The following is a 25173-nucleotide window of genomic DNA, read 5'->3' on the forward strand; positions in this document are numbered from 1 at the left end:
GAAATGGGGGCTGTTGATCATGCGGCTTGGTTGCCTGGTATCCACCAATCCCGTCCGCGCGGGGTGGTGACATATTCCGGCCAGCGAAATCCAATCGGCGGCTCGTAGTCGCACAGCGGCGCGATCCAGTTCGAGCCACCGATGCCGCCGCCGGTGCGGGCGACGAATTCGTCCATCGCCGCGTTGCGCGCGGCCTTGTCTTCCAACAGGCGAAGTGCCGCGAGCGCGATCGTCTTTGCTGCGCAGGTGACCATCGGGTCAATGGTGGCAGAAATGCCGCCCAGCGCATTCATCGCCCAGGATGGATAGGCGTGGCCATTCTGCAAACGCAGCGCCGGGCGGGCGACGTAGAACCGCGCTGTCGGCGTGTGCCACGACATGTCGGTGTAGTCGTCGGAGGTCGAATTGAGCTGCGACGGCGGCAAGTCGCGGCGCAGGATCGCTTCTGCATCCTGCGGCGTGATCAGCTGCTCCAACTCGGCGATGAACGGCTCGTCGGTCGCCGTGCCGCCGGCATTGACCTGGATTTCGCGGGCGATCGCCTTGGCCGTCTCGTCCCACCACGGCGGCCCGACCGCCGCCAGCGCGTCGAAGGCAATGCCGGCCATGACGTGATTGGCAAGCCCCGGCCGCGACTTCGACACCCAGTGCCGCTCATGGCGGCAGCCGCTCATCCTGGCTGCGGCTTCCGCATTGGGGTCGAGCACGGCGGTGACCTGCTCGGCCATCGCCAGCGTCGGCACGCGGATCATGTACTGGATCTCGGCCAGCCCGGCCGGCAGATTGTCGGCGGTCGCCTGGCCCGCCGTCAGGATCGCCTCGCTGATCGACCAGCCACCCTGGTGCGGCAGCATGGAATCGCGCAGCGCCTTGGACGCCATATACATCATCATGAGCGCGTCGTTGGCGCCGGGCGCCCTGACCGCCGAATGCGCCTGCGGGATGGGTGCTGCATCGCTGGCCGCCCTCGCCCAATTTTCGGGTTCGTCGCACACAAAGCGGTAGATCATCGCATAGGCCGCACCGCAATGCGTGTCCCAGCGCGCCGTGTTGCACAGCGGCAGCATGTAAAAAGGATGGAAGGAGATCATGCCCGCCAGCCCATCGTAATAGCCCTTCGCGGCATGGATCGGCTTCGATCCCCTCACCTTCTCCGCCGGCTCGCCAGTGAAGCGCAGCGTGCCTGATATGCCGTGGCGCTGCATCGCCGCCTTGGACGCCAGCAGCCCGCCGAGGCTGGCAATGCCGAGGCCGGAATGCGGATCGGTGTGGCCGCCGGCCTCAGCGCCGAGGCCCGGGCGCGGTCGCTTCACCGTCGCCGCATCCTGGCAATTGCCAGGCACCGCGTCGTATTCGGCATACATGCCGATGGTCGGGCCGGTCCCGTTGGTCCAGTGCGCGCAAAACGCGGTCGGCATGCCGCCCGAGCTTTCCTCGACCGAAAACCCTTCGTGCTTCAGGCGCTCGACATACCAAGCGGCCGACTGGTATTCGCGCCAGGCGGTCTCGCCGAAATCGAAGATCGTCCGCGTCCACGCCGATAGCGACGGCTGGATGTCGTCCAGACAGGCAAGTGCGGTCGCTTGCGCGGAGGTCACCGGTTTCTCCATGGTGGAAAGAAAGCAGTGAAGCGCCCCGCCAAAAAGTGATATGTTTTCCCGGCTCATGCAAATTCGGTTCACCTCTTGAGAATTCCCTCGACGCAGGCGCTGCGCGCCCTCGACAGTTTTGCCCGCCACGGCAGCGTCTGGCGCGCCGCTGACGAACTGCATCTGACCCGCAGTGCCGTCAGTCATCAGTTGCGCCTGCTCGAACGCGATCTCGGCTTCGATCTGCTCGAACGCATCGGCAAGGGCGTGGCGCTAACGCCACGCGGCCAACGCTATGCCAGCGACGTGCGCAAGGCGCTGACGGTGCTGGGCGACGCGGTGACACGCCATGCCGGCACCGGCATCGGCGGCTCATTCAGTGTCAGTTGTACGCCGGGTTTCGCCTCCCTGTTCCTGTGCACCCATATCGGCGAGTTCCGGCAGATGTACCCCGATGTCGCACTGCGCATCCTGACGCCGCGGCGTCTCGATGATGTCAGCAACGCCGAGGCCGACGCCTTCATCGCCTTCGGCGTCGGCAATTGGCCGAACCGCGCGGTCGAGCTGTTGTGCGGGATCTCCTTTACGCCGCTGTGCAGCCCGACGCTGCTCAACAAGATCGGCGGCTTCTCCAAGCCGGCAGACGTGCTGCGCGCCAATCTCCTGCATCTCGGCGATACCGAGGACTGGGCGCGCTGGCTGGCGCTGTCCAAGGTCGAGAACCCCGACCCGGAAGGCGGCATCTTCTTTTCCGACATGAACCTGGTCTTTTCGGCGGCGATCGCCGGCCAGGGCATCGCCATGGGCGACGAGCTGACCAGCGGCCGGGCACTGAGCGAAGGCCGGCTGGTCCGCCCCTTCGACATAGCGATCAATTCACCGCGCTCGTATTTTTTGGTTTCCGAGCACGCCAAGGCGGCGCATCCGGTGCTGGAGGCGTTTGGGCGGTGGCTGAGGTCGAAGCTGTCGGAGAACCAGCGTTAATCTCCCCCTCGAGGGGGAGATTGGCGCATAGATGAATCAAATTTGCCGATCAGGCGAAAACTATTCGGTTGCGGTGAGCCGCCGCCCTGCCTACGATTTCGGCTACGCTAAGGAAAGGGCAGGATGCAGCAACCCGGCCGGGCCGCAGAGATCAAGGCAATCGGGATCGGCAAGAGCTTCGGCTCGTTCCGTGCGCTGGACGATCTGACGCTCGATATCGGCCGTGGCGAGTTCCTCACCCTGCTCGGCCCCTCCGGTTCCGGCAAGACCACCTTCCTGATGATCCTTGCCGGCTTCATTCAGCCGACCGACGGTCGCCTTTACAGCGACGGTGTCGACATCACCGAGCGGCCGGCCGAGCAGCGCGCCGCCGGCATGGTTTTCCAGGGCTATGCGCTGTTCCCGCATATGAGCGTCGAGGCCAACATCGCCTTCCCGCTCAAGGTGCGAAAGAAACCGGCGACCGAGATCAAACGCCGCGTCGGCGAAATGATCGAGCGCGTCGGGCTCAAGGGCCACGAAAAGAAACTGCCGTCGCAATTGTCCGGCGGCCAGCAGCAACGCGTGGCGCTGGCGCGGGCGCTGGTGTTCGAGCCGGGCGTACTTTTGCTCGATGAGCCGTTTTCGGCACTCGACAAGGGCCTGCGCGGCCAGATGCAGGCCGAGATGAAGCGGTTGCACCAGGAGACTGGCACCACCTTCGTCTTTGTCACCCATGACCAGAGCGAGGCGCTGGCATTGTCGTCGCGCGTCGCCATCTTCAATCATGGAAAATTGCTGCAGGTCGGCGCGCCGGACGAGGTCTACGACCGGCCGGATAACCGCTTCGTCGCCGAGTTCCTGGGCGAGATCAACATGCTGCCGCTGAAGGGCGTGCGCCCGGCCGACAATGGCTCGACGGGCCTATGCGAAGACCGCGCGATCAGCATGCGCTGCAGGGCCGAGAAGGTCCGTGGCGATGCCATCCTGGCGATCCGGCCGGAATACATGTCGATCGCCCGCGAAGCCGCGGCAGGCGAGAACGGCATTGCCGCGACTGCCGTCGCCTCGACCTATCTCGGCGCTGCAACGCGGCTCGATCTGACGACGCGCCAAGGCGCCAAGGTGACGGTCTCGGTGCCGAACGAGGTCGCCGCCTCTGCCCTCAGCAAGGGCAATTCCGTCTGGCTGACCTGGCCGGCGGAGAAAGGCTTCCTCCTTCCGGATGGAGGACAATGACGATCGGCGTGGCGAATTTCGCCAAGCTGACAGGAAATACCAACGACAAAAAAGGGGAACTGACATGACAAACCAAACCAAGAAAAATTCCATCGAGGCGCTATCCGCCAGGGCAGTGCGCGGCGAGATCTCGCGCCGGCAGTTCACGCAGCTGGCCGCACTGGTGCTGGCCGGCACGCCGATGCTGCTGCGCTCGACCGGCGCCTTTGCCGCGGCGAAGGAACTGGTGCTGGTCAACTGGGGCGGCGACGCCATCACCGCCTACGATGCGGCTTACGGCCAGGCCTTCACCAAGGAGACCGGCATCACCGTCAAGATGGACGGCTCCGGTCCGACCGAAGGCGCGATCGCGGCGCAGTTCAAGAGCGGCGCGCCGACCTGGGATCTGGTCGACGTCGATCCGTTCTCGGCCATCACGCTCGGCGCACAGGGCATGCTCGAGCCGATCGACTATGCGGTCGTCGACAAGAAGAAGATGCGGCCGGGATTCGGCTGGGAGTACGCTGCCTCGACCTATTTCTTCTCCTACGTCATCGCCTACGATGCCGAGAAATACGGCAGCCAGGCACCGACCGGCATGGCAGACTTCTTCGACGTGGCAAAATTCCCCGGCAAGCGTTCGCTCTACAAATGGGGCGTGTCGAGCTGGGAAGCGGCACTGCTCGCCGACGGCGTCGCGCCGGCCTCGCTCTACCCGCTCGACCTCAAGCGCGCGCATGACAAGATCGCCGCCTTCAAGGAAAATGTCGTCGCCTATTGGGGTGGCGGCGCCGAAAGCCAGAGCGTGCTGCTCAATGGCGAGGCCTCGATGGCGATCGTCTGGTCGACCCGGGCTTCGCTCATCGAGCAGGACAGCGGCGGCAAGATCAAGTTCATCTGGGACCAGGGCCTGATCTCGCCCGGCGCGCTCGCCGTGCTCAAGGGCAATCCCGGCGGCAAGGACGCGGCGATGAAGTTCATCGCCAGCACCCAGGACCCGGAGAAGGAACTCATCATGTTCGACAAGCTCGGCCAGGGTCCGGCCAACCCGGCCACCGATGCGCTGATCCCCGCCGACAAGAAGCGCATTAACCCGGTCGATCCCGAGAACATGAAAAAGCAGATTCCGCTCGACATGGATTGGTACGCCAAGAACTACGGGGCAGCACTCGACGAATACACGAAGATCATCTCCGCCTGACAAGCCGGGATAACCGGATGAGAGCATACCTCTCCGACAGGATGGGCGCGGCGCTGTTGATGGCGCCGCTGCTCCTCTTTCTTGTGCTGGCCTACGCCTGGCCATTCCTTGGCGTGGTCAAATGGAGTTTTACGCTGCCCGCGCCGGGGCTGGGGCAGTACAATGCGCTGCTCACGGATCAGTTGGTGCAGTCGGTCTTCATCCGCACGCTGCGTATCGCCGCGATCGTAACGATCGTTTCGGTTGCCGCCGCCTACGCCATCACCGTTGTCTGGGTACGCGGCACGCCGGTGCAGCGCGTCGTGGCCGAGTTCTGCATCCTGGTGCCGTTCTGGATCTCGGTGCTCACGCGCGCTTTCGGCTGGGTGGCGCTTTTGTCCAATCGCGGCCTGATCAACACCTGGCTGCAGGCGGTCGGCTTCATCTCGGAGCCGCTGGCGCTGGTGCGCAACGAGTTCGGCGTTATCGTCGGCATGACGCATTTCCTCATTCCCTTCGCCGTGTTTCCGCTGGCCTCATCGATGCGCAGCCTCGACGATCGCGTGCTGCTGGCGGCGCGTGGCCTCGGTTCCAGCCGCATGCGCACCTTTTGGTCGGTATTCGTGCCGATGACCCGCTCCGGCATCATCGGCTCGGCGCTGATCGTCTTCGTCTTTTCGCTCGGCTTCTTCGTCACGCCGGCGATCCTCGGCGGCGGCCGCAGCGTGATGATCGCCGAGCTGATCTATCTCCGCATCTTCCAGAGCCCGGACTGGGGCCTGGGTGCGGCGATCAGCGTGGTGCTGGTGCTGTTCGTCGGCGCGCTGATGGCGCTGCTGTTCCGCTATATCAGACCCAAGCAATTGGTGTAGCGCGATGCCGACCTACCGCCCCGGTCCCGTCTCGCTGGTCCTCGCCGCCCTGGTCGCGCTGTTCCTGCTGCTGCCGCTGCTCGCCGTCATCCCGGTGTCGCTGACGCCGAGCCGCATGCTGGCGATGCCGTCGGGCGAATTGTCGCTGCGCCATTACCGGGCGCTGATCGAGGATCCGCGCTGGATCAATTCGATCCTGCTCTCGATCAGGATCGGCATCGTCAGCAGCGCCTTTTCCACCGTGCTGGCGCTCTGCTTCGGCCTCGGCATCTGGATGTTCCAGCCGCGCTTCACGGCAGCATTGGTCGGTTTCGTGCTGCTGCCGATGGTGGTGCCGCCGGTGGTCTCGGCAATCACGCTCTACTTCCTGCTGACCTCGATCTCTGGCGTCAGCTCATTCTTCGGCTATGACACCTGGCTGGGTGTCGCCATGGCGCATGCGGTGATGACGGTGCCCTTCGCCACGGTGCTGATCCTGGTGTCGCTCAGCCAGCTCGACCGCCGCATCGACCTCGCCGCCCGCGGCCTCGGCGCCACCGTGTGGGAGCGCGCCACCCGCATCATCATGCCCAATATCAAGTTCGGCATCGTCACCGCGGCGTTGTTGTCCTTCGTGCTGTCCTGGGAAGAGATCGGCGTCACCCTGTTTATCACCTCGGTCAACGCCATCACGCTGCCGCGCTTGATGTGGATGGGCCTGCGCGACAACATCGACCCGGCGATCGCCGCACTCTCGGTGATCCTGATCGTCATCACCGTGCTGGTGCTTGTGGCGCGCAGCGTCGTGGTCAGGCTGCGCGAGGCGCAGTGAGGGCCGCCTCACGCCGTGGTGGCTGGCGCGAATGAAACCTTGCGCTACGATTTTCGTTATAGATGGTTCAACACGTCGAGGGCTCTGCCATGAACCAGGGATGGTTTGCCAAGCCGGTTGCGGTTGCGGTCGGCATCGTGGGAGATATCCGCAACATTTCCAACGCACGGCAGGCTGTCGAGTTGCTGACAGCCCACTGGCGTGACGCCGGCAGCGCCAAACACGGCTTGGCACTGCGCACATGCCGCCGCGCCATGAGCGACGATCGCTGGACCGAAGCCGCCAGGGACGCGTTCATCGAGGCCGCGCGGGAAGCGCATGTCCTGGTCGAGCGAGCCGTCGAACCGCAGGACCGGTCCAGGCAGGCGGGACCGTGATCGATTTGTGAGAGCCTCGGTGGTTCGGCCGATCTATTGCATCTCAGGCAGCATGCAGCCTTGGAATGGCGCTGACGTCAACCTCGCGTTCCGCGTGCCACGCATCATAGGCGGCCTGCATCCTGAGCCAGATCGCGGCGCCGTCGCCGAACATCTTTCCAAGACGGGCAGCGACAGCCGGCGACACCGGCTTCTTTTCGCGGATGATGTCATAAAGCTGCTGGCGCGAGATTCCGAGCAGATTGGCGATCTCCACCTTGGTCTTTCCGGTTGCCGGGATAATGTCGTCAAGCAGCGCTCCAGGGTGGGATGGGCAGCGCTCCATCGGACGCATCGGCTCATACACGCTCATAAATCGCCTTCTCCAATCTGGCCGCCTCAATGGTACTGTTCGAAATCGACGCGGGCGGCATCATTGGCGTCGAATTCGAATGTGATGCACCACGGCCCGTTGACATGCACCGTGTAGCGGATCGGGTTGAAGCCCTTCAAAGCGTGGAAGTCGAAGCCGGGCAGGTCCATGTCATCCGGCCTTTCCGAAACCTCCAAACGGTCAAGCCGGACAAGGATGCGCTTATGCATCTTGGCGTCTATCTTTCCGGTCTTTCCGGTTTGAAAGAGATCCGCCAGCGCCTTGTGCTTGAACGACTTTATCATGCGCTATGTAAGCATATTGCTTACGCACGTCAACTAGGCGTAAGCAAATAGTTTACAGAGCAGTTCAAGCCTATGAAAGGCAATGATCGCGCCATGGACGCTTGGCCGGATCGGGCGAATACCTGGCAGAGCTATGTCACAGTGCCGCTATCCCATGGCGTGGCGAATAGTCTTGGACAGGCGGCTCAAAAATGCCGGCCTCGACGACGCATCAAGCTTCCACGACAGCACCGCGGTCGCCATTTTCCGCGGCAACACTCCGACCGACAGGAACCAGGCGGCAAGGATTGCACGCCGCCGCAGGGATGCGGTCATTTCGAGGCTGGCGACGGCGCCGGCCGCCCCGAGCGCCAGCCGGGAATCGTCGGCCACGGGATGTCGGTCTCTGTCCGTGCAAAGCGACGCCAGCCGCTCTTCCAGGTGGACCGGATCGTGGCGGACAGCATCCGACGGCACGATGGTCAGGCCGATCCCGGAGGCCTGGTCCGACAGCGCCTGCATGCGGCGGAAATCGTGAGTTACCCGCCAGCGTGCCCGCTCGGCGAGCTTTTCACCGAAGACTGAATGGTTGGCGCCATGGATCCGGTAGGCGCCGAGGCATTCGTCGATGGACTGGACGTGCCCGTACATCGGCGCCAGCGTTGCCAGATAGCCGTCGGCGCCCTGGCGGAACTCCGGCTCCGGTATCGGCATGATCGATTCGAGCGTTGCGCGGTCAAAGGCGAGCCCGCTGGTCACGGTCGTCTGATAGCGGCCCTTGTGCAGGAGTTTCGGCATGACGTCGCCGCTGTCGAAAGCCAGTTCGGGCGGCGGAAAGACATCCTTGATGCGTTGCCCTTCGTCGACGATATGCAGTCTGGACTGGACCTGGGCGGTTGCCTCGTCCCAGGTTTCCACGATGGTAGAGACGGCGGTTGGATAAAGATAATCGTCGGCGTCGAGGAACAGGACGATCTTGCCCGAGCTCGCAGCGAAGCCGGTGTTGAATGCCGCCGCATGTCCGCCATTTAGCGCTCGCGGGCATGCGAGGATCTCGTCGCGATAAGATTCCATGATTGTCGTGGAATTGTCCTGCGATGCGTCGTCGACGACGATGACCTCGACATCCGCGTAGTCCTGCTCAAGAGCGCTGTCGATGCTGCGTTTGAGGAACCGCGCGTAGTTGTAATTCGGGATGATGATGGATACCGGAATCCTGTTTTGGACAGACTGCATCGCGTTTGACCTCGCATCTTGCTTTGGTTCGGCAAAGGCCCTCATGGGCCTGCCCCCTCTTCAAGCGCCCCTCTTCAGGCGCGACGAGTTCCCTCAGAAAAGCTTGCGCTTTCCACCAGGAGGACGGGTCACGTTTCGCTTGCGACTTCGCAGTGAGGCCGCCATTGCCTTCGAGGGCTGCCGCCATAGTCAGAACGCGGTCGGCAGCAAAAGCTCCGACGGTTCGGCAAGGATGATGTTGCAAACCGAGCCCGACGGAAATGTCTCGCCTCGCGATCAGGTCGGGAGCGAAGCGGACGGTGCCATGAAGGCACGGCGGATACTGGCCTGCAAATGCGGCTGGAACAAGCCCCGCATCGAAAATAGCGCCACTTCAGGTTGCGTTTCAGGCGGCATACTGCGACCGCCGGCGCTTTTGCCCCGGAGCCGGCGAACCGCCTCCGGGCCTTATAGTCGTGTGGCCTAAACAGTCAGGCGGCCTGCAAACCCGGCTGCGACAGGTCGACTTCCTCCGGCAAGTCGCCGGCCATGGCGGCGGCGAACTTCGTCTGGTCGAGTTCTCCCTCCCAGCGTGCCACCACGACCGTCGCTACCGCATTGCCGATGAAGTTGGTCAGCGCCCGGCACTCCGACATGAAGCGGTCGACGCCGAGGATCAGCGCCATGCCGGCGACCGGCACCGTGGGGACGACCGAAAGCGTCGCCGCCAGGGTGATGAAGCCAGCGCCGGTGATGCCGGCGGCACCCTTGGAGCTCAGCATGGCGACCGCAAGCAGCAGGATCTGGTCGCCATAGGTGAGTGGCGTGTCGGTCGCCTGCGCGATGAACAGCGCGGCCAGCGTCATATAGATGTTGGTGCCGTCCAGATTGAAGGAATAGCCGGTCGGGATGACCAGGCCGACCACCGAGCGGTTGCAGCCGGCGCGCTCCATCTTGGCCATGAGGCCCGGCAATGCCGCTTCCGAGGACGAGGTGCCGAGCACCAGCAGCAGCTCTTCCTTGATGTAGCGGATCAGCGCCAGGATCGAGAAGCCGTTGTAGCGGGCAACCGCGCCGAGCACCACCAGCACGAACAGCAGCGCGGTCAAGTAGAACGTGCCGATCAGCATGGCGAGATTGGCGATCGAGCCGATGCCGTATTTGCCGATCGTGAAGGCCATGGCGCCAAACGCGCCGATCGGTGCGGCCTTCATCAGGATGGCGACGAGGCGGAAGATCGGCGTGGTCAGCGCCTGCAGGAAATCGACAACCGGACGGCCGCGATCGCCGACCAACGCCAGGGCGACGCCGAACAGCACCGAGAAGAACAGCACCTGCAAAATGTCGCCCTGCGCGAAGGCGCCGGTGATGGTGTCAGGGATGATGTTCATCAGGAACCCGACGATGGTTGTGTCGTGCGCCTTCTCGGCATACGCCGCCACCTTGGCGGTATCGAGCGTGGCCGGATTGATGTGCATGCCGGCGCCGGGCTGGACGACATTGGAGACGACCAGGCCGACGACCAGCGCCAGCGTCGAGAACACCAGGAAATAGATCATCGCCTTGCCGGCGACGCGGCCGACCTTCTGCAGGTCGGAAACACCGGCGATGCCGGTCGCCACCGTCAGGAAGATCACCGGCGCGATCACCATCTTCACCAGCTTGATGAAAGCATCGCCGAACGGCTTCATCGCCTCGCCGGTTTCGGGATAGAAATGGCCGAGCAGCACGCCGGCGGCGATCGCCGCCAGCACCTGCACATAAAGATGCCGGTATAAGGGAAGTTTGCCGCGCGGCTCGGCGGCAGCGATTGCTGTCTGCATGACGTCCTCCATGGCGCCCCGATCGAAAGCTCGACTCCCCGGGGCAGTTGTTTTGAGACCAGCAGCCTCGCGACTGCTGAATTCGTGTTTGCAACAGCCGTGCCAGATACGCAGAAGAGTGCTTCAGCATTGATTTTATTGAGCATTCGCAAACGTCCGCACTGCCGGACGCATGGTTAAGTGCGACTCTCCGCATAGGTCGAATTGTGTTTTGTGCGAGTTCATGCACAAATGGGCGATGCTGCAACGCCCCGCCGGTGCCTTGTCTTCGACGCCCGAGCAACTCGCCAGGCGGGCGCGCCGAGCCTGGCTGCTGTTTGCGGCCGTCGCCCTGCTGATCGTCACCGCAGCGCTCTACGGCGCCGGCCTCTACGGCCGCACCGCCGAGGTCAAGACCCTGGCGGCGCAGGGGCGTACCGACGCCAATCTGAAGGTCGCGCTGCTGCGCGCCGTGCTCGAAAGCCCGCGTGCCCTGCCCCTGCTATTGTCCGCAGACCAGCAAGTGCGTGACGCGCTGACGCAGAAAAATGCCGCGGCAATCGATGTGCTGAACCGCAAGCTCGAGGGGCTGGTCTCGGGCACCAAGGCGTCGGTACTCTATGTCATCGGCACCGATGGACTGGCGATCGCCTCCAGCAACTGGCGCGAGCCGATCAGCTTCGTCGGCAACGACTACCGTTTCCGCGATTATTTCTCCGGCGCGATGCAGGCCGGAACCGCCGAGTATTTTGCGCTCGGCAATGTCAGCAAGCGTCCCGGCCTCTACATTTCGCGCCGCGTCGGCGATGCAGCCGCACCGCTCGGCGTCGTCGTCGTCAAGATGGAGTTCGACCAGCTCGAAGCCGACTGGCGCGAGGCGAACCGCCCGGCTTATGTCAGCGACGAGAATGGCGTCGTGCTGATCACCAGCGTGCCGTCCTGGCGTTTCATGACAACCGCACCGCTGGCCGCACCTAAGCAAGCCGCGATCCGCGACAGCCAACAGTTCGGCGATGCGCCGCTTGTGCCGTTGCCGATCAAGCACCCGCGGGCGCTCAGCCCGGATGTGTCGATTGTCCACGCGGTGACGCCCGGCGGCACCGACGCGGAGTATCTCAGCCTTTCCACGACGGTTCCTTCGACCCCCTGGCGGCTCGACTATCTTGTCCCGGTCGAAGCGCCGATCGCCGCCGCCGTCCGCGAAATGCGGCTTCTTGCGCTCGGCGTCGTCGTCCCGCTGCTCGGCCTTGCCGCGTATCTGTTGTGGCGCCGGCAGTCGGCGCAGATGCGGATTGCCGCCGAACAGGCGGCCCGCACCGAACTCGAACGCCGCGTCGTCGAACGCACCGAGGATTTGAGCCGCGCCCGCGACCGGCTGCAGGCCGAGATAACAGGCCACCGCAGCACGGAAGCCAAGCTCCAAATCGTGCAGCAGGATCTGGTCCAGGCCAACCGCCTCGCCATCCTCGGCCAGGTCGCGGCCGGCGTCGCCCATGAGATCAACCAGCCGGTCGCCACCATACGCGCCTATGCCGACAATGCCCGCACCTTCCTCGACCGCAAGCAGACCGGGCCGGCCGAGGAAAACCTCGGCGCTATCGCAGCCCTTACCGAACGCATCGGCTCAATCACCGAGGAGTTGAAGGCATTTGCCCGCAAGGGCCGCACCGCCGCCGAGCCTGTCCAATTACGTGGTGTTATCGAAGGCGCCGTCATGCTGTTGAGAAGCCGCTTTGCCGGCCGGCTCGACGCATTGGCCATCGACCTGCCGCCGCCGAGCCTCAAGGTCATGGGCAATCGGGTGCGGCTCGAACAGGTGCTGATCAACCTCTTCCAGAACGCGCTCGAAGCACTCGACGGCCGCGACGACGCTCATGTGCAGGTGTCGGTCGAGGAGACCGCGGACGGCGTGACGGTCGGCGTGTCCGATAACGGACCCGGCATTCCACCCGCGATCCTCAAATCGCTGTTCACGCCGTTCAACACCTCCAAGGAAAAAGGCCTTGGCCTTGGCCTCGTCATCTCGAAGGACATCGTCGCCGATTATGGCGGCCGCATCGAAGTTTCGAGCGACGACAGCGGCACCCGCTTCACCATTCATCTCCAGACAGCAGCGTAAGCCATCATGACGAACGACAATGCCGCGCCGGTGATCCTGATCGACGACGACCGCGATCTCCTCAAGGCCACCGCGCAGACGCTGGAGCTTGCCGGCTTCTCGGTCTCCGCCTTTGCGGTGGCGGCTGAGGCGCTGGCCGGGCTCGACGCCGGTTTTACCGGCGTCGTGGTGTCGGATATCCGCATGCCTCAGATCGACGGCTTGCAGCTTTTCAATCGCATCCTGCGGCTGGATGCCGACATTCCCGTCATCCTCGTCACCGGCCACGGCGACATCGCCATGGCCGTCAAGGCGATCAAGGACGGCGCCTACGACTTCATCACCAAGCCTTTCGCCGCCGACCGGCTGGTACAGAGCGTGCGCCGCGCAGCGGAAAAGCGCCGCCTGGTGATGGAGAACCGGGCCTTGCGCGAGGCGGCCGGAGAGGCGCAGGACAGCCTGCCGCTGATCGGCCAGACGCCGGCGATGGACAGGCTGCGCCGCACACTACGCCAGATCGCCGACACCGACGTCGATGTGCTGGTGACCGGCGAGACCGGCTCCGGCAAGGAGGTGGTGGCAAGCCTTCTGCATCGCTGGAGCCGCCGCGCCAAGGGCAATTTCGTCGCGCTGAATTGCGGCACGCTGCCGGAGACCGTCATCGAGAGCGAGTTGTTCGGCCATGAGGCCGGCGCCTTCACCGGCGCGCAGAAGAAACGGATCGGCCGCATCGAGCACGCCAGCGGCGGCACGCTGTTCCTCGACGAGATCGAAAGCATGCCGGTCTCGACGCAGGTGCAGATGCTGCGCGTGCTGGAGATGCGCGAGGTCACCCCGCTCGGCACCAACGAGGTGCGCCCGGTCGACCTGCGCGTCGTCGCCGCCGCCAAGGTCGACCTCGGCGATCCGCGCCAGCGCGGCGCTTTCCGCGAGGACCTTTACTACCGGCTCAACGTGGTGACGATCTCGATCCCGCCGCTGCGCGAGCGCCGCGACGATGTCGCCCTGCTGTTCTTCTATTTCGCCGAGCGCGCCGCCGCCCGTTTCCACCGCCAGGTGCCTGCAGTGCCGGCTTCGGTGCATCGCCATCTGAGCGACCATGACTGGCCGGGCAATGTGCGCGAACTGGCGCATTTCGCCGAGCGGTTCGTGCTTGGATTGGAGGAAGGCGCCGAAGCACAACCCCCTGCCCCGACCCAATCGAACACCGCCATGAAGCTGCCGGAGCGGCTGGAGCGCTACGAGGCCGACATCATCCGCGAGACGCTTGGCCGCAACGACGGCGACGTCAGGCGCACGATCGAAGCGCTGGGGATTCCGCGCAAGACCTTCTACGACAAACTCCAGCGCCACGGCATCGTGCGCAGCGATTTTTCTCGGTAACCGCCGCCGGGCCTCGACCGGGCGGCTCGGTTACTTGGCGTCGTGGAAGATGATGCCGACGGTGTGGCGGATGCCGGAGCGAAGCCGGCTGACGCCGTGCCTGAGATTGACGCGGTAATTGCCCTTGCTGCCCCGGACCGGTCGATTGTGGACCGCGAAGGCGACCGCATCGCCCTGGCGCAGCGGCACCACCTCGGCGCGGCTTTGCATGCGCGGACGCTGCTCGGTCAGCACGAACTCGCCGCCGGTGAAATCCTTGCCTGGTTCCGACAACAGGATCGCGACCTGCAGCGGGAACGCCAGATCGCCGTAGAGATCCTGGTGCAGGCAGTTGAAGTCGCCGTTAACATATTGCAGCAGGAGCGGCGTCGGCCGCGTCTGGCCCTGCTCGTGGCATTGCCTGAGGAACGCGGCGTGTTCGTCGGGATAGCGCTGCGCGATACCCATGCGCTCGTTCCAGTCGTTGGCGACCGCAGCCAGGCGCGGATAGAGCGCGGTGCGCAAGCCGCCGATCAAGTCGGGCAAGGGATAGCGGAAATAGCGGTACTCGCCCTTGCCGAAGCCATGCCGCGCCATATGGACATGGCTGCGGAAATGGCTCTCGTCCGAATAAAGTTCGGCAATCTGCCGGCACTCCTGCGGCGTCAGCAGCTTTTCCATCACCGCGCAGCCATAGCCGCTCAGCTCATCGGCCAGCGTCCGCCAATCATATCCGGCAACGCGCAGCTCCGCCGATTTCACCGCCGCTTTCGCGCCTATCGAATGGATGGTCATGGCTTCGCCTCCTGTGGCTTCTCTGTCATTGAGATGGGTGAAACGGCGCGCGCGGACCACCCGTTTCTTGCCGGGTGAACTCGTTAGCGATTGTCTCGGGGATTTCGTTGAATACAATGCAGCGGGGCTTGCCGCGATGGGGGGCGATTTGATCGGACGGGTTCGACAAAGGGACGGGGCAGTCCGGCAATTCCTCGTTTGCCTCGTCGTCATGCTGGTCTCGGCGCTCCCGGCCTTGCCCGCCAGCAGCGACTGCGTCGGCGACGATGAGATCGATCCGGCGGTGCGGATTCCCGCCTGTACGCGCATGATCGAGGATCCCACGGAGCCTGTGGCCAACCGCGCGACTGCCTACTACAAGCGCGGCGAGGCACGGGCATCACAAGGCGACTACGACCGTGCGATTGCAGATTTGGGCCAGGCGATCGACCTCGATTCGAAATTCGCCGGTGCTTACTATGTCAGAGGCGCCACAATGGTCGAGGAGGGCGAAAATGATCGCGCCATCGCCGATTTTGGCCAGGTGATCAGCCTCGACCCGACAAACCCCGAGGCGTACAACAGCCGAGGTGTCGCCTGGGAGCACAAGGGCGACTACGACCGCGCCATTACAGACTATGGTCAGGCCATCAGCCTCGACCCGAAGCATTCCGATGCCCACAGCAACCGGGGCAACGCCTGGGCAGACAAGGGCGACTACGATCGTGCCATCGCCGACTACGACCAGGCAATCAGCCTCGATCCTAAAAATGCGGGAGCCTACAACAACCGTGGCGTTGCCTGGAAACAGAAGGGCGAATACGACCGAGCCATCGCCGACTACGAACAGGCGATCAGTCTGGATGCGAAAGACGCCAAAGCCTACAGCAATCGTGGTGCTGTCTAGGTACTAAAAGGCGACTATGACCGAGCCATTGCCGACTACGCTAAGGCGATCGGCCTCGAACCTCGCGATGTCGATGCCTATCAAAGTCGAGGCATCGCCTGGGCACGCAAGGGCGACTACGACCGCGCCATCGCGGATTATGACCAAGCAATCGGCCTCAATCCTCAGGACGCTAGTGCTTACAACAATCGAGGCGTTGCCTGGAAACACAAGGGCGATTACGACCGCGCTATCGCGGATTATGACCAAGCGATCGGCCTCGATTCCCGGGACGCCACCGCTTACAACAACCGTGGCATTGCCTGGAAGAAGAAGGGTGACGACGACCACGCTATCGCCGACTACACGCAGGCAATCAGCCTCGACCCAAAAAACGTTAATGCCTGGTACAACCGGGGCCTCGTCTGGTCTGACAAGGGCGACTATGATGGCGCCATCGCCGACTTCAGCCAGGCAATCACGCTCGATCCTAAAGACCCAACTGCCTACGACAACAGAGGCAATGCCTCGGCACGCAAGGGCGACAATGACCGTGCCATCGCCGACTACGGCCAGGCGATCATGCTCGATCCAGCACATGCCAAAGCCTTCAGGAACCGAGGCCGGATCTGGCAAAAGAAGGGCGAGGACGACCGCGCCATCGCCGACTACGACAAGGCGATCAGCCTCGATCCGAAAGGTGCCCCTGGTTACGACGGCCGCGGCTTCGTCTGGTCGGCAAAGGGCGACTACGCCCGCGCGACCGCCGACTACGATCAGGCAATCAGCCTCGATCCGAAATATGCCTATGCCTATCTTGGCCGTGGCATTCTCTTCTTCTATTCCGGCGCGCTGGCCAAGGCGCAAGCCGATTTCGGACAGGCGGCCACGCTCAAGCCCGATAATGCCTATTTTGCGATCTGGCTGGAGATGACCGAGCGTCGCAGCGGTGCGGTGGGCCACTTGCAGGAAGCGACTGAAAAGCTCGATATGACCAAATGGCCGGCGCCAGCGGTTCGCATGCTGCTTGGAGAACTAACGCCGGCCGAGGTATCGGCGGCAGCCGACGACGCCGACCCGGCCAAGAAGCGTGGCAATTCGTGCGAGGCGAACCTGTTCATCGCCGAACTCGATCGGCTGCAACGCCATGACGGCGAAGCCTTGCGGCTCTACCGGGTCGCTGCCAGCGATTGCCCTGGGGACTATTACGAATACGTTGCGGCCAAGGCCGCTCTGCACGAGTTGGGCGCGGTTCCGTGAAGACAATTTCCAAGACTTTTTGATGACCCGAGGAGCGAATTGACCGGATCGGTTCGAGAACGGCACAGGTTTTTCTGGCGCACGCTGGCTGGTCTCATCGTTCTGCTTGTCACGGGGCTTCCGGCGCTGACTGCCAGCAGCGACTGCGTCAGCGATGACGTGGTCGAGGCAAGCACGCGGATCGCCGCCTGCACGCGCATGATCGAGGATGCGACAGAGCCCGTCGAAAACCGTGGTATTGCCTATTTCAAGCGCGGCAATACCCTAACGGAACGAGGCGACTATGACCACGCCATCGCCGACTACAGCGCGTTCATCGGCATCGCCCCGACCGTCGCCCGACGGATGTTCGTTTGCTAAGAAGACTGAGCCGAACACGATAGAGGTGCATTCTGCCAGACTGATTCAGGCTGTGCCGCGTCCATATGTCAGGAGCCTTCGCCAGCGCGATTCCGGTTTTCACTGGCCCGCGCTAGACTGGCAGCAACCGCAACCGGACTGCCCCTAGCATGATCGTCCAGACCTGCATCAATGGCGCGCGCAGCGCCGATTATCATCCGCACCTGCCGCTGACGGCGGAGGCCATGGCGCGCGACGGTGCGACCTGCGTCGCCGCCGGTGCCGCCGAACTGCATGTCCATGCCCGCGGGCTGGACGGTCGCGAAAGCCTGGCTCCGGCGGCGATGGACCGGACGGTGCTGGCGCTCCGCCGCGCCTGCCCTGGAACGCTGATCGGCGTGTCGACAGGGGCCTGGATCGAGAATGACGATGCGCGCACGCTGGCCGCGATCGCCGGCTGGAGCGAGCTGCCTGACTATGCCTCGGTCAATCTCAGCGAGAATGCCGCGCCCGCTGTCATGGATCTCCTGCGACAGCGCGGCGTCGGCATCGAGGCCGGGCTCGCCTCCGTTGCCGACGCCGAACGCCTGGTGAGCCTCGACCATGGCAACCGCGTGCTGCGCATCCTGATCGAAATCTCCGAGCAGGAGCCGGACGCGGCGCTTGAGATCAGCGACGATATCGCCGCCGTGCTCGACGGCGCCAGGATGCGCCGGGCAATCCTGCTGCACGGCGCCGACGCCACGGTCTGGCCTTTCGTGCACCGGGCGGCGGCGCGTGGCTGGTCGACGCGTGTCGGACTGGAAGACGGCAAGGAGTTTCCTGATGGAACGGTGGCATCCGGTAACGCCGCGCTGACAGCGGCAGCCGTCGCGATCTTCGAGACCAGTCGTTAGCGCGTGGAAAGCGTCGATGTCCGCCGATCTCCTCTTTACGGGGGAGATGCCAGGATTTGATAGGGAGGCAGGCCAAAGTCGGGCGGGTCTAAAGTATGGCCGCCAGTGGTGTCAATAAAATCTATCTAAAACTTTATATATTAATTAAACCGGCGATTAATCAGCACATCAACGATCCCGCTTTTTTGATGCAGCGGTTCACGCGCGTCGTTCCGTTCTATTGGGTTATGACCTTCCTCATGGTCGCCGCACTTTGGTTGTTTGCCGGTCGTGCAGTGTCTCTTGAGCAGACCACCAATAGCCTGCTTTTCATACCCTATCTCGATACGGTCACAGGCTATGTCCAACCGGTGCTTGGCGTGGGTTGGACGCTCAATCTGGAAATCCTGTTTTACATTCTGTTCGCGGCGACTATGGGTTTTGGCAGGTTGACGCAAATGGCCGCGGTCGGCGTTGTCTTTGCAATCGCCGTTGCTGCACGCATCATCTTCAAACCCGCCGCCGACACTGTGCTGTTTTTCTACACCACGCCAATCCTGTTTGAGTTCCTTGCCGGCATGGCTCTCGGCCACCTGGTCCGCGGGCTGACGCGTTTGCCTGTTTTCCTGGGTGCCTCGGCAATCGTGTTCGCCATCATGTCCGTGCTGGTGATGGTACTTGGCTTCGACTTGCCGCGAACCCTTGCTCAGGGAATCCCGGCGTTGATCCTTGTCGCGGCTTGCATCAGCCTGGAAAGCTACTTCCGGCTTTTTGCTCCTCGCGTGCTGGCAATATTGGGCGATGCTTCCTACTCTCTCTATCTGACGCATCCTATCGTGCTACTTGCGACCGCTCCTGTCGTTGCAAGCGCCAATCTGTCACCATGGCTTGCAGGCGCGGCTATTGTTACCGCCTGCATTGCCGTCTGCCTGGCCAGCTACAGTTTTATCGAAAAGCCGCTTTTGGCCATATTGCGGATGAGCCGTTCCGCCCATCAGGTGAAGGTACAATGAGTTGCGGCTGCGCCCCCACCAACTTGGTCGGCGTGCTATGGAGGTGCGTTGCACCTCTTGCGCACCCTCGAACACAGCGCGTCCCGAACGGCGCTGTCCCGCCAGCCTCAAACCGGCGGCGCTGAACCTCCAAAGGTATCCTAAACACAAAAAAACCGCCTCGGCGGGCGGGTCGTCGGTGTGAATCAGCACCATACGAAAATTAGTAGCATAGCTGCCGGCACAAAGCAAGAACAAAATGTGGCGACATCGACGAAACTGCCGATAGGCACAGCGGCACGGCGGATGACATGGCTCTTGCCGTTCTTAAAAATCTCTCATAAGGTATTTTCATATCAGAAAGAAAATACGATCGTTTCTTTCCCTTTATGAAAGCCTGAGCGTTTGCGGGAACATCTCGATCAGACCGACCGGCGACTGGTCAAGCTGCTGTCGCAAGATGCGCAGCTTGGCGTCAACCGCCTCGCCGAGAAGATGGCGATCTCGGTGCCGACGGTGCGCATGCGGCTGCGCAACCTGCTCGACCGCAACCTGCTCAAGATAGTCGGGCTGCTCAACCTGACCGAACGCCCCGAGCTGATCTCGGCCATCGTCGGCATCAATGCGCAAGGGCGCGGTCGGGCGCGAGAACTGGCGCAGCGCATCTCCGAACTGCCTTTCGTGAACTCGGCCGCCGTCGTCACCGGGCGCTTCGACATCATCGTCGACGTAACCGTGGCCGGCGATGTCGCCGATCTCTACCGCGTCACCAGCGAGCTGATCCCCGGCGCCGGTGAGCCGGGCGAGGTCGTGCGCAGCGAGACCTTCGTCGTCATGGCGTGCTGCAACAAATGGGTCAGCCTGCCGGAAGGCTGCTGGTCGGACGAGACGCGGAAGGAAATGGCATGAAGATCGCGGTTCTCGGCGGCCTCGGCCTGCAAGGCCGGGCGGCGATCGCCGACCTCGTTGCCAGCGACGGCGTCGAGCAAGTGGTCTGTGTCGACACCGCAACCGACGGCGCTGCGCGGCTTGGCGGCCTGACCGACCTTGCCCGGGTGCGTTTCGTCGTGCCGGAAGGCGCGATCGGTCCGGTATTGACGGAGGTGCTGGCCGATGTCGACGCGGTCATCGACCTATTGCCGCAGCCGCTGATGCGCGAGGCGGTGCAGGCGGCGATCACGACGCGCACGCCGCTGGTCACCACCAATTACGGCAAGTCCATCGCCGACCTCGCTCCCGAGGCCGAAAAGGCCGGCGTCTCGATCGTCACCGAATGCGGGCTCGACCCCGGCGTCGACCTTGTGCTCTACGCGCGCGCCGCAAGCCAGTTCGACACCATCACCGCGATCGATTCCTACTGCGGCGGCATTCCCGAGCCGAAAGCGGTGGTCGAGCCGCTGCGCTACAAGGTGAGCTGGAATTTCGACATGGTTCTGGTCAGCCAGAACCGCGACAGCGTGCTGGTCGAGGACGGCAAACGGGTCGATGTGCCGGCCGCCCGCCAGCACGACAATCGTTTCATCCACGAGATCGAGGTGGCGGGGCTGGGCAGGCTGGAAGCCTTCCCCAATGGCGACGCGCCGCATTATGCCGGCATGCTCGCCGCCGCCAAGGGGCTGCAGCGCTCCGGCCGCTATTCGCTGCGCTGGCCCGGCTGGTCGGCGTTCTGGGCGCCGCTGAAGCAGCTCGGCTTCCTGTCCGAGGACAAGGTGCCCGGCACCGGCGTTAGCCCACGCGAATTCCTCGGCCGGCTGCTTGGCCCGCAACTGCAATATGGCGCGGACGAAAAGGACCTTTGCGTCATGCGCAACGTCTTTGTCGGCAGCGAAGGCGGCCGCCGCAAGACGGTGACCTCGGAGCTGATCATCGAACGCGATCTCGCCTCCGGCCTGTTCGGCATGAGCCTCGGCGTCGGCTATCCCGCCAGCATCGTGGTGCAGATGCTGGCACGGCGTGAGATCGCCACGCCTGGCCTGCTCAACCCGCTGCTGCATGTGCCCGATGGCCGCTTCCTCGATGAGCTGGCCAGGCGCGGCATCAAGGTTGCCGAAACGGTGAGCTGGGATTGAAGATTTTCGAACGGTGGTTGCCGCCGGCAACGGCGCCGCCGCTCAAAAGCGCCCCCCCAACGGAAATCAAAGGGGTGAAACAACAAGTGGAACAACAAACGACAACAAGGAGGAATGCCCAAATGAAGATTGCCAAGCTTTTCATCGCCGGACTTGCGCTCGCCGGCCTCACCGCCGCCGCCAGTGCCGGAACCCTCGACGAGATCACCAAGCGCGGTGAGTTGCGCGTCGCCGTGCAGACGCAGGGACCGCCCTTCTCGCTGGTGGGTGCTGCCGGCGAGCGCACCGGTAGTTCGGTCGAACTCGCCGAACTGATGGCCAAGGAAATGGGCGTCAAGATCACCTTCCTCGACTTCGACTGGGACGGCCTGATCCCGGCGCTGCTGTCGGGCAAGGCCGATCTTCTGGTCGCCGACATGACGCCGACATTGGCGCGTGGCATGAAGGTCGCCTTCACCAAGCCTTACATGTACACGGGCAGCACCGTCTTCACCAAGGCTGGTACCGCCTTCAAGTCCACCGAGGACTGCAAGGCCAAGGGCACCAAGATCGCGGTGCTGCTCGGCGCCACCGGCGAGAAGGAAGCCAAGGCCGCCTTCCCCGATGCCGACATCAAGAGCTACAAGGGCGGCGGCCCGCTGCTGCTCGATGCCGTCAACAACGGCCAGGCCGATTGCGGCGTCAACGACGTCTCGGCGGTCAAGGGCCAGTCGACCGCCTATCCGGCCGGCAGCTTCACCATCATGCCGGATATGCTGTCGAAGGAGCCGCTGGCCTTCGCCACGCGCTATGACGAGCAGGACCTGCTGGTCTGGATGAACCTGTTCCTCGACCAGGTCAGCCTCGACGGCCGCCTGCAGAAGAACCTCGATTACTGGGTCAATTCCGACGCCTGGAAGAAGGATCACTAAGTAGAGTGAATGGTGAATAGTGAGTAGGGAGTAGGGGATAGGGAGTAGAGAAGAGCTACTCGCTACTCGCTACTCGCTACTTGCTGCTCCTATTCCCAATTCACTATTCCATACTCACCATTCACCATTCACCATTCACCGTCCAAAATGCTCGAAAACTTCAGCTTCCGCACCATCGTCGAATATCTGCCCCTGTTCGGGCAGGGCCTCGTCACGACCGTGTGGCTGTCTGTCCTCTCCTTTGCCGGCGCGCTCGCCGTCGGCATCGTGCTCGCCGCCATGAATTTGCAGCGCGGCCGGCTGTTCCGCGTCCCGGCCAAGGCCTATATCGACGCGGTGCGCGCCACGCCGCTGCTGGCGCAGCTTTATTTCCTCTATTTCGGCCTGCCGCGGCTCGGCTTCGTCCTGCCCGAGCTCGTCGTCGGCATCTTAGCCCTGTCGCTGAACAGCGGCGCCTACGTCGCCGAGATCATCCGCGCCGGCATCCTGTCGATCCCGCGCGGCCAGGTGGAGGCCGGCGTCGCTTCGGGCATGACCTATGTCCAGCGCATGCGCCTGGTCATCCTGCCGCAGGCGTTCAAGGTGACGATCCCGCCGCTGCTCGGACAGGCAATCGTGCTGGTCAAGGATTCCGCGCTGTTGTCGCTGATCTCGGTCGCCGAACTGACGCGCGCCGGACAATTGCTCGCCTCCGACCGCTTCATGCCGGCCGAAGGTTTCATCACCATCGCCGCCTTCTACCTCCTGCTCTATTACGGGCTGAAGGGGCTGGCGGCACTGTCCGGGCGTTGGCTCGGCCTGGCGGGGACACGGACATGATCTGGCAGCAGCTGCAAAGCGTCGCCGGCAGCTATCCCCTGGCGCTGCGCGGCCTCGGCATGACCGTGGTGCTGTCGCTGATCAGCCTGGTGCTGGGCACGCTGCTCGGCTTCGGCCTCGGCATCCTGCGCACCGGCGGCAACCGGCTGATCAGCGGCGCGATCGGTGCCTGGGTCGACCTGATCCGCGGCACGCCGTTCCTGGTGCAGATTTTCCTGATCTTCTTCATCCTGCCGGAACTCGGCATCGAGCTCGACGCCTTCACCGCCGGCATCATCGCGCTGACCAACCTGGCCGCCTGCTTCATCTGCGAGATCGTCGTCGCCGGCATCCGCTCGGTGCCGACCGGCCAGGTCGAGGCAGCACTTGCGTCCGGCCTGTCGCGCTGGCAGCGCATGCGCCAGGTGGTGCTGCCGCAGGCGATGCGCATCGTGCTGCCGCCGCTGGTCGGGCAATATGTGCTGCTGATCAAGGATTCATCGGTCGTCTCGGCCATCGGCCTCACCGACCTCACCCGCGTCGGCTGGCTGGTGGTGCAGCGTGTGCCGAACGGCCTGCTCGTCTTCTTCCTGGTCGGCCTCGGCTATTTCATCGTCTGCTACCCCCTGATCATGCTGGCCCGCCGGCTGGAGCAGCGCATGGGCGCGGCGCATGGCGAGTTGCAATTGTGATGTCGAACCCTAGCAAAAATGGCACCGGCATGATCGAATTTCGCGGCGTCAACAAATGGTTCGGCCAGCTCAACGTGCTCAGGGATGTTACGTTGAGCGTCGAGCCGCGCGAAGTGGTCGTCGTCTGCGGCCCGAGCGGCTCGGGCAAGAGCACCCTGATCCGCTGCATCAATGGGCTGGAGACGATCCGCGACGGCGACCTGACGGTCGACGGCCAGCGCCTCGGCGACCCCGCCACCAACATGACGCGGCTGCGCACCGAGATCGGCTTCGTCTTCCAGTCGTTCAACCTCTACCCGCACAAGACGGCGCTCGAGAACGTCACCCTGGCGCCGATCCATGTCCGCAAGATCCCGCGCGCTGAAGCCGAGAAGGCCGGGCGCGAATTGCTCGCCAAGGTCGGCCTCGCCGACAAGGTGAACGCCTATCCGGCGCAGCTGTCTGGTGGCCAGCAGCAGCGCGTGGCGATCGCGCGCTGCCTCGGCATGCGCCCCAAGATCATGCTGTTCGACGAGCCGACCTCGGCGCTCGATCCCGAGATGATCTCGGAAGTGCTCGACGTCATGGTCGCGGTGGCGGAGGAAGGCATGACCATGATGGTGGTGACGCACGAGATGGGCTTTGCCCGCAAGGTCGCCCAGCGCGTCGTGTTCATGGACGCGGGCGCCATCGTCGAAAGCGGCACGCCGGATGAGTTCTTCTCGCACCCGAAGACCGACCGCAGCCGCGCCTTCCTCAGCAAGATCCTGCGGCATTGACAGCAGCGACAATACGCACCGAACCTGCCGTCGCCTTTGCGCCGAGGTTGCGCTCGAGCCTACAATGGATCATCCGCAGCGGCGCACTATGGCGACACACCGAGCGCGCGCAGTGCCTTGCCTGCCGCGACATATTCGATGAAGTCGTGGGGGCAGTCGCGTACCGCAAGCCGGTACCGCCGCAAGGCTTCATCGTCACGGCCGTCGAGCCGGTAAAACTCCGCGACATAGAGATTGGCCTCGCATAGATTTCCGCGTTTCTTGGCCGGGACCGGGACGGGATCGTCGGCTGCGGCCAACGCTGCTTCGGGCGTCTGTTCGCCAAGAAACATGCGAAACCAGCGGCGCCGGCCAACTTCACGGCCGCGGCCAAGACACTTCGGGTCTCGCCGTCGGCGATCAGCAAGATGATCAGGCAACTGGAAGCGCGGCTTAGCGCGACCCTTCTGACGCGGACCACGAGGGCGACGAGCCTGACTGAAGCCGGCGAGAGGTTTTGAGCCAGGCAGGACCGGCGCTGGAGCTCATCCTTGCCGCAATGAGGGATGCGGGAAGCTTTGCCGAAAAGCCTGCCGGCCGGTTGCGGTTGAATGTCCCGCAGATGAACTTCCTCAAAGTACCAGAAACATAGGTAATTATACTTTCCAAATCCCTGCCCCGGAGCGCCGATCTGGTTCCTTTCGTGGCTCCTGCGGA

Annotated in this window: 26 protein-coding genes and 1 pseudogene; 20 read left to right on the forward strand and 7 right to left on the reverse strand. The window is 63.6% G+C overall.

The features are described 5' to 3' along the window. Positions 1–17: 17 nt before the first annotated feature. Entirely contained in the window at positions 18–1610 is a 1593-nt protein-coding gene (locus NKJ23_RS06020; RefSeq protein WP_352679366.1) for a zinc-binding metallopeptidase family protein, read from the reverse strand. Between the two features lie 75 nt (positions 1611–1685). On the opposite strand from NKJ23_RS06020, the gene NKJ23_RS06025 reads away from it, so the two are divergent. The 6 genes from NKJ23_RS06025 (at position 1686) to NKJ23_RS06050 (ending at position 7010) form a co-directional block, all read left to right on the forward strand. Beyond that, on the forward strand, positions 1686–2573 hold the full coding sequence (locus NKJ23_RS06025; protein WP_023677271.1) for a LysR substrate-binding domain-containing protein: 888 nt from the start codon (positions 1686–1688) through the stop codon (positions 2571–2573). A gap of 123 nt (positions 2574–2696) precedes the next feature. Next, positions 2697–3791 carry an ABC transporter ATP-binding protein gene (locus NKJ23_RS06030; RefSeq protein ID WP_352679056.1) on the forward strand — a complete coding sequence of 365 codons (1095 nt, stop codon included), beginning with the start codon at positions 2697–2699 and terminating at the stop codon, positions 3789–3791. A gap of 64 nt (positions 3792–3855) precedes the next feature. Then, positions 3856–4971 (forward strand): ABC transporter substrate-binding protein, encoded by a 1116-nt coding sequence (locus tag NKJ23_RS06035; RefSeq protein ID WP_352679059.1) that lies wholly within the window; start codon positions 3856–3858, stop codon positions 4969–4971. A 17-nt stretch (positions 4972–4988) separates the two neighbouring features. Continuing rightward, a complete protein-coding gene (locus tag NKJ23_RS06040; RefSeq protein ID WP_352679062.1) occupies positions 4989–5822 on the forward strand; it encodes an ABC transporter permease in 834 nt (277 codons plus the stop codon). A gap of 4 nt (positions 5823–5826) precedes the next feature. Continuing rightward, positions 5827–6633 (forward strand): ABC transporter permease, encoded by an 807-nt coding sequence (locus NKJ23_RS06045; protein ID WP_352679065.1) that lies wholly within the window; start codon positions 5827–5829, stop codon positions 6631–6633. 89 nt (positions 6634–6722) lie between these two features. Further along, positions 6723–7010, forward strand: coding sequence for a DUF982 domain-containing protein (locus NKJ23_RS06050; protein WP_352501284.1), 288 nt, complete (start codon positions 6723–6725; stop codon positions 7008–7010). Positions 7011–7053: 43 nt separating this feature from the next. Here NKJ23_RS06050 and NKJ23_RS06055 read toward each other — a convergent pair whose 3' ends face one another. The 4 genes from NKJ23_RS06055 to NKJ23_RS06070 all read right to left on the reverse strand — a co-directional run bounded on the left by NKJ23_RS06055 (position 7054) and on the right by NKJ23_RS06070 (position 10684). Beyond that, complete coding sequence (locus tag NKJ23_RS06055; RefSeq protein WP_352455430.1) at positions 7054–7362, reverse strand: HigA family addiction module antitoxin; 309 nt, start codon at positions 7360–7362, stop codon at positions 7054–7056. A 26-nt stretch (positions 7363–7388) separates the two neighbouring features. Then, the gene (locus NKJ23_RS06060; protein WP_352679068.1) at positions 7389–7667 is read right to left on the reverse strand and encodes a type II toxin-antitoxin system RelE/ParE family toxin; all 279 of its coding nucleotides are present in this window, start codon (positions 7665–7667) and stop codon (positions 7389–7391) included. Positions 7668–7814: 147 nt separating this feature from the next. Beyond that, a complete protein-coding gene (locus NKJ23_RS06065) occupies positions 7815–8882 on the reverse strand; it encodes a glycosyltransferase family 2 protein (protein ID WP_352679071.1) in 1068 nt (355 codons plus the stop codon). A gap of 470 nt (positions 8883–9352) precedes the next feature. Further along, positions 9353–10684 carry a dicarboxylate/amino acid:cation symporter gene (locus tag NKJ23_RS06070; RefSeq protein WP_352578468.1) on the reverse strand — a complete coding sequence of 444 codons (1332 nt, stop codon included), beginning with the start codon at positions 10682–10684 and terminating at the stop codon, positions 9353–9355. 238 nt (positions 10685–10922) lie between these two features. Here NKJ23_RS06070 and NKJ23_RS06075 point away from each other — a divergent pair, with 238 nt between their 5' ends. Together NKJ23_RS06075 and NKJ23_RS06080 are read left to right on the forward strand one after the other, a co-directional pair. After that, the gene (locus tag NKJ23_RS06075) at positions 10923–12782 is read left to right on the forward strand and encodes a sensor histidine kinase (protein ID WP_352679074.1); all 1860 of its coding nucleotides are present in this window, start codon (positions 10923–10925) and stop codon (positions 12780–12782) included. Between the two features lie 6 nt (positions 12783–12788). Beyond that, positions 12789–14144, forward strand: a complete 1356-nt coding sequence (locus NKJ23_RS06080; RefSeq protein WP_352679077.1) for a sigma-54-dependent transcriptional regulator — start codon at positions 12789–12791, stop codon at positions 14142–14144. 30 nt (positions 14145–14174) lie between these two features. On the opposite strand, the gene NKJ23_RS06085 is transcribed toward NKJ23_RS06080, so the two are convergent. Further along, complete coding sequence (locus NKJ23_RS06085) at positions 14175–14918, reverse strand: 2OG-Fe(II) oxygenase (protein WP_352679080.1); 744 nt, start codon at positions 14916–14918, stop codon at positions 14175–14177. Between the two features lie 211 nt (positions 14919–15129). Here NKJ23_RS06085 and NKJ23_RS06090 point away from each other — a divergent pair, with 211 nt between their 5' ends. From NKJ23_RS06090 to NKJ23_RS06140, 11 genes and pseudogenes are all read left to right on the forward strand, one after another. After that, positions 15130–15804, forward strand: coding sequence for a tetratricopeptide repeat protein (locus tag NKJ23_RS06090; RefSeq protein ID WP_352679083.1), 675 nt, complete (start codon positions 15130–15132; stop codon positions 15802–15804). 69 nt (positions 15805–15873) lie between these two features. After that, a pseudogene (locus tag NKJ23_RS06095) lies at positions 15874–17043 on the forward strand (tetratricopeptide repeat protein); the annotation flags it as partial. 39 nt (positions 17044–17082) lie between these two features. After that, complete coding sequence (locus NKJ23_RS06100; protein WP_352679085.1) at positions 17083–17403, forward strand: tetratricopeptide repeat protein; 321 nt, start codon at positions 17083–17085, stop codon at positions 17401–17403. Between the two features lie 149 nt (positions 17404–17552). Next, positions 17553–18278 (forward strand): 3-keto-5-aminohexanoate cleavage protein, encoded by a 726-nt coding sequence (locus NKJ23_RS06105; RefSeq protein ID WP_352679088.1) that lies wholly within the window; start codon positions 17553–17555, stop codon positions 18276–18278. 95 nt (positions 18279–18373) lie between these two features. Then, entirely contained in the window at positions 18374–19270 is an 897-nt protein-coding gene (locus NKJ23_RS06110) for an acyltransferase family protein (RefSeq protein ID WP_352679091.1), read from the forward strand. Positions 19271–19654: 384 nt separating this feature from the next. Then, on the forward strand, positions 19655–20158 hold the full coding sequence (locus NKJ23_RS06115; protein ID WP_352679094.1) for an Lrp/AsnC family transcriptional regulator: 504 nt from the start codon (positions 19655–19657) through the stop codon (positions 20156–20158). Continuing rightward, on the forward strand, positions 20155–21318 hold the full coding sequence (locus tag NKJ23_RS06120) for a saccharopine dehydrogenase family protein (RefSeq protein WP_352679097.1): 1164 nt from the start codon (positions 20155–20157) through the stop codon (positions 21316–21318). Before NKJ23_RS06115 ends, NKJ23_RS06120 begins: the two co-directional genes overlap by 4 nt. 122 nt (positions 21319–21440) lie before the next feature. After that, complete coding sequence (locus NKJ23_RS06125; protein WP_023677252.1) at positions 21441–22229, forward strand: ABC transporter substrate-binding protein; 789 nt, start codon at positions 21441–21443, stop codon at positions 22227–22229. A 147-nt stretch (positions 22230–22376) separates the two neighbouring features. Then, on the forward strand, positions 22377–23048 hold the full coding sequence (locus NKJ23_RS06130) for an amino acid ABC transporter permease (protein WP_352679100.1): 672 nt from the start codon (positions 22377–22379) through the stop codon (positions 23046–23048). Then, positions 23045–23719: an amino acid ABC transporter permease gene (locus NKJ23_RS06135; RefSeq protein ID WP_352679103.1), complete on the forward strand. Its 675-nt coding sequence runs from the start codon at positions 23045–23047 to the stop codon at positions 23717–23719. Before NKJ23_RS06130 ends, NKJ23_RS06135 begins: the two co-directional genes overlap by 4 nt. A 29-nt stretch (positions 23720–23748) precedes the next feature. Beyond that, a complete protein-coding gene (locus tag NKJ23_RS06140) occupies positions 23749–24477 on the forward strand; it encodes an amino acid ABC transporter ATP-binding protein (RefSeq protein ID WP_352679106.1) in 729 nt (242 codons plus the stop codon). Positions 24478–24563: 86 nt separating this feature from the next. Here the strand turns inward: NKJ23_RS06140 and NKJ23_RS06145 are convergent, their stop codons facing one another. Continuing rightward, complete coding sequence (locus NKJ23_RS06145; RefSeq protein WP_352645542.1) at positions 24564–24809, reverse strand: hypothetical protein; 246 nt, start codon at positions 24807–24809, stop codon at positions 24564–24566. Between the two features lie 75 nt (positions 24810–24884). Between NKJ23_RS06145 and NKJ23_RS06150 the strand changes: the two genes are divergently transcribed. Then, on the forward strand, positions 24885–24977 hold the full coding sequence (locus NKJ23_RS06150) for a LysR family transcriptional regulator (protein ID WP_352473773.1): 93 nt from the start codon (positions 24885–24887) through the stop codon (positions 24975–24977). Positions 24978–25173 lie beyond the last annotated feature (196 nt).

Origin of the sequence: Mesorhizobium sp. M0184 (assembly GCF_040322215.1) — a bacterium.
Classification (GTDB): domain Bacteria; phylum Pseudomonadota; class Alphaproteobacteria; order Rhizobiales; family Rhizobiaceae; genus Mesorhizobium.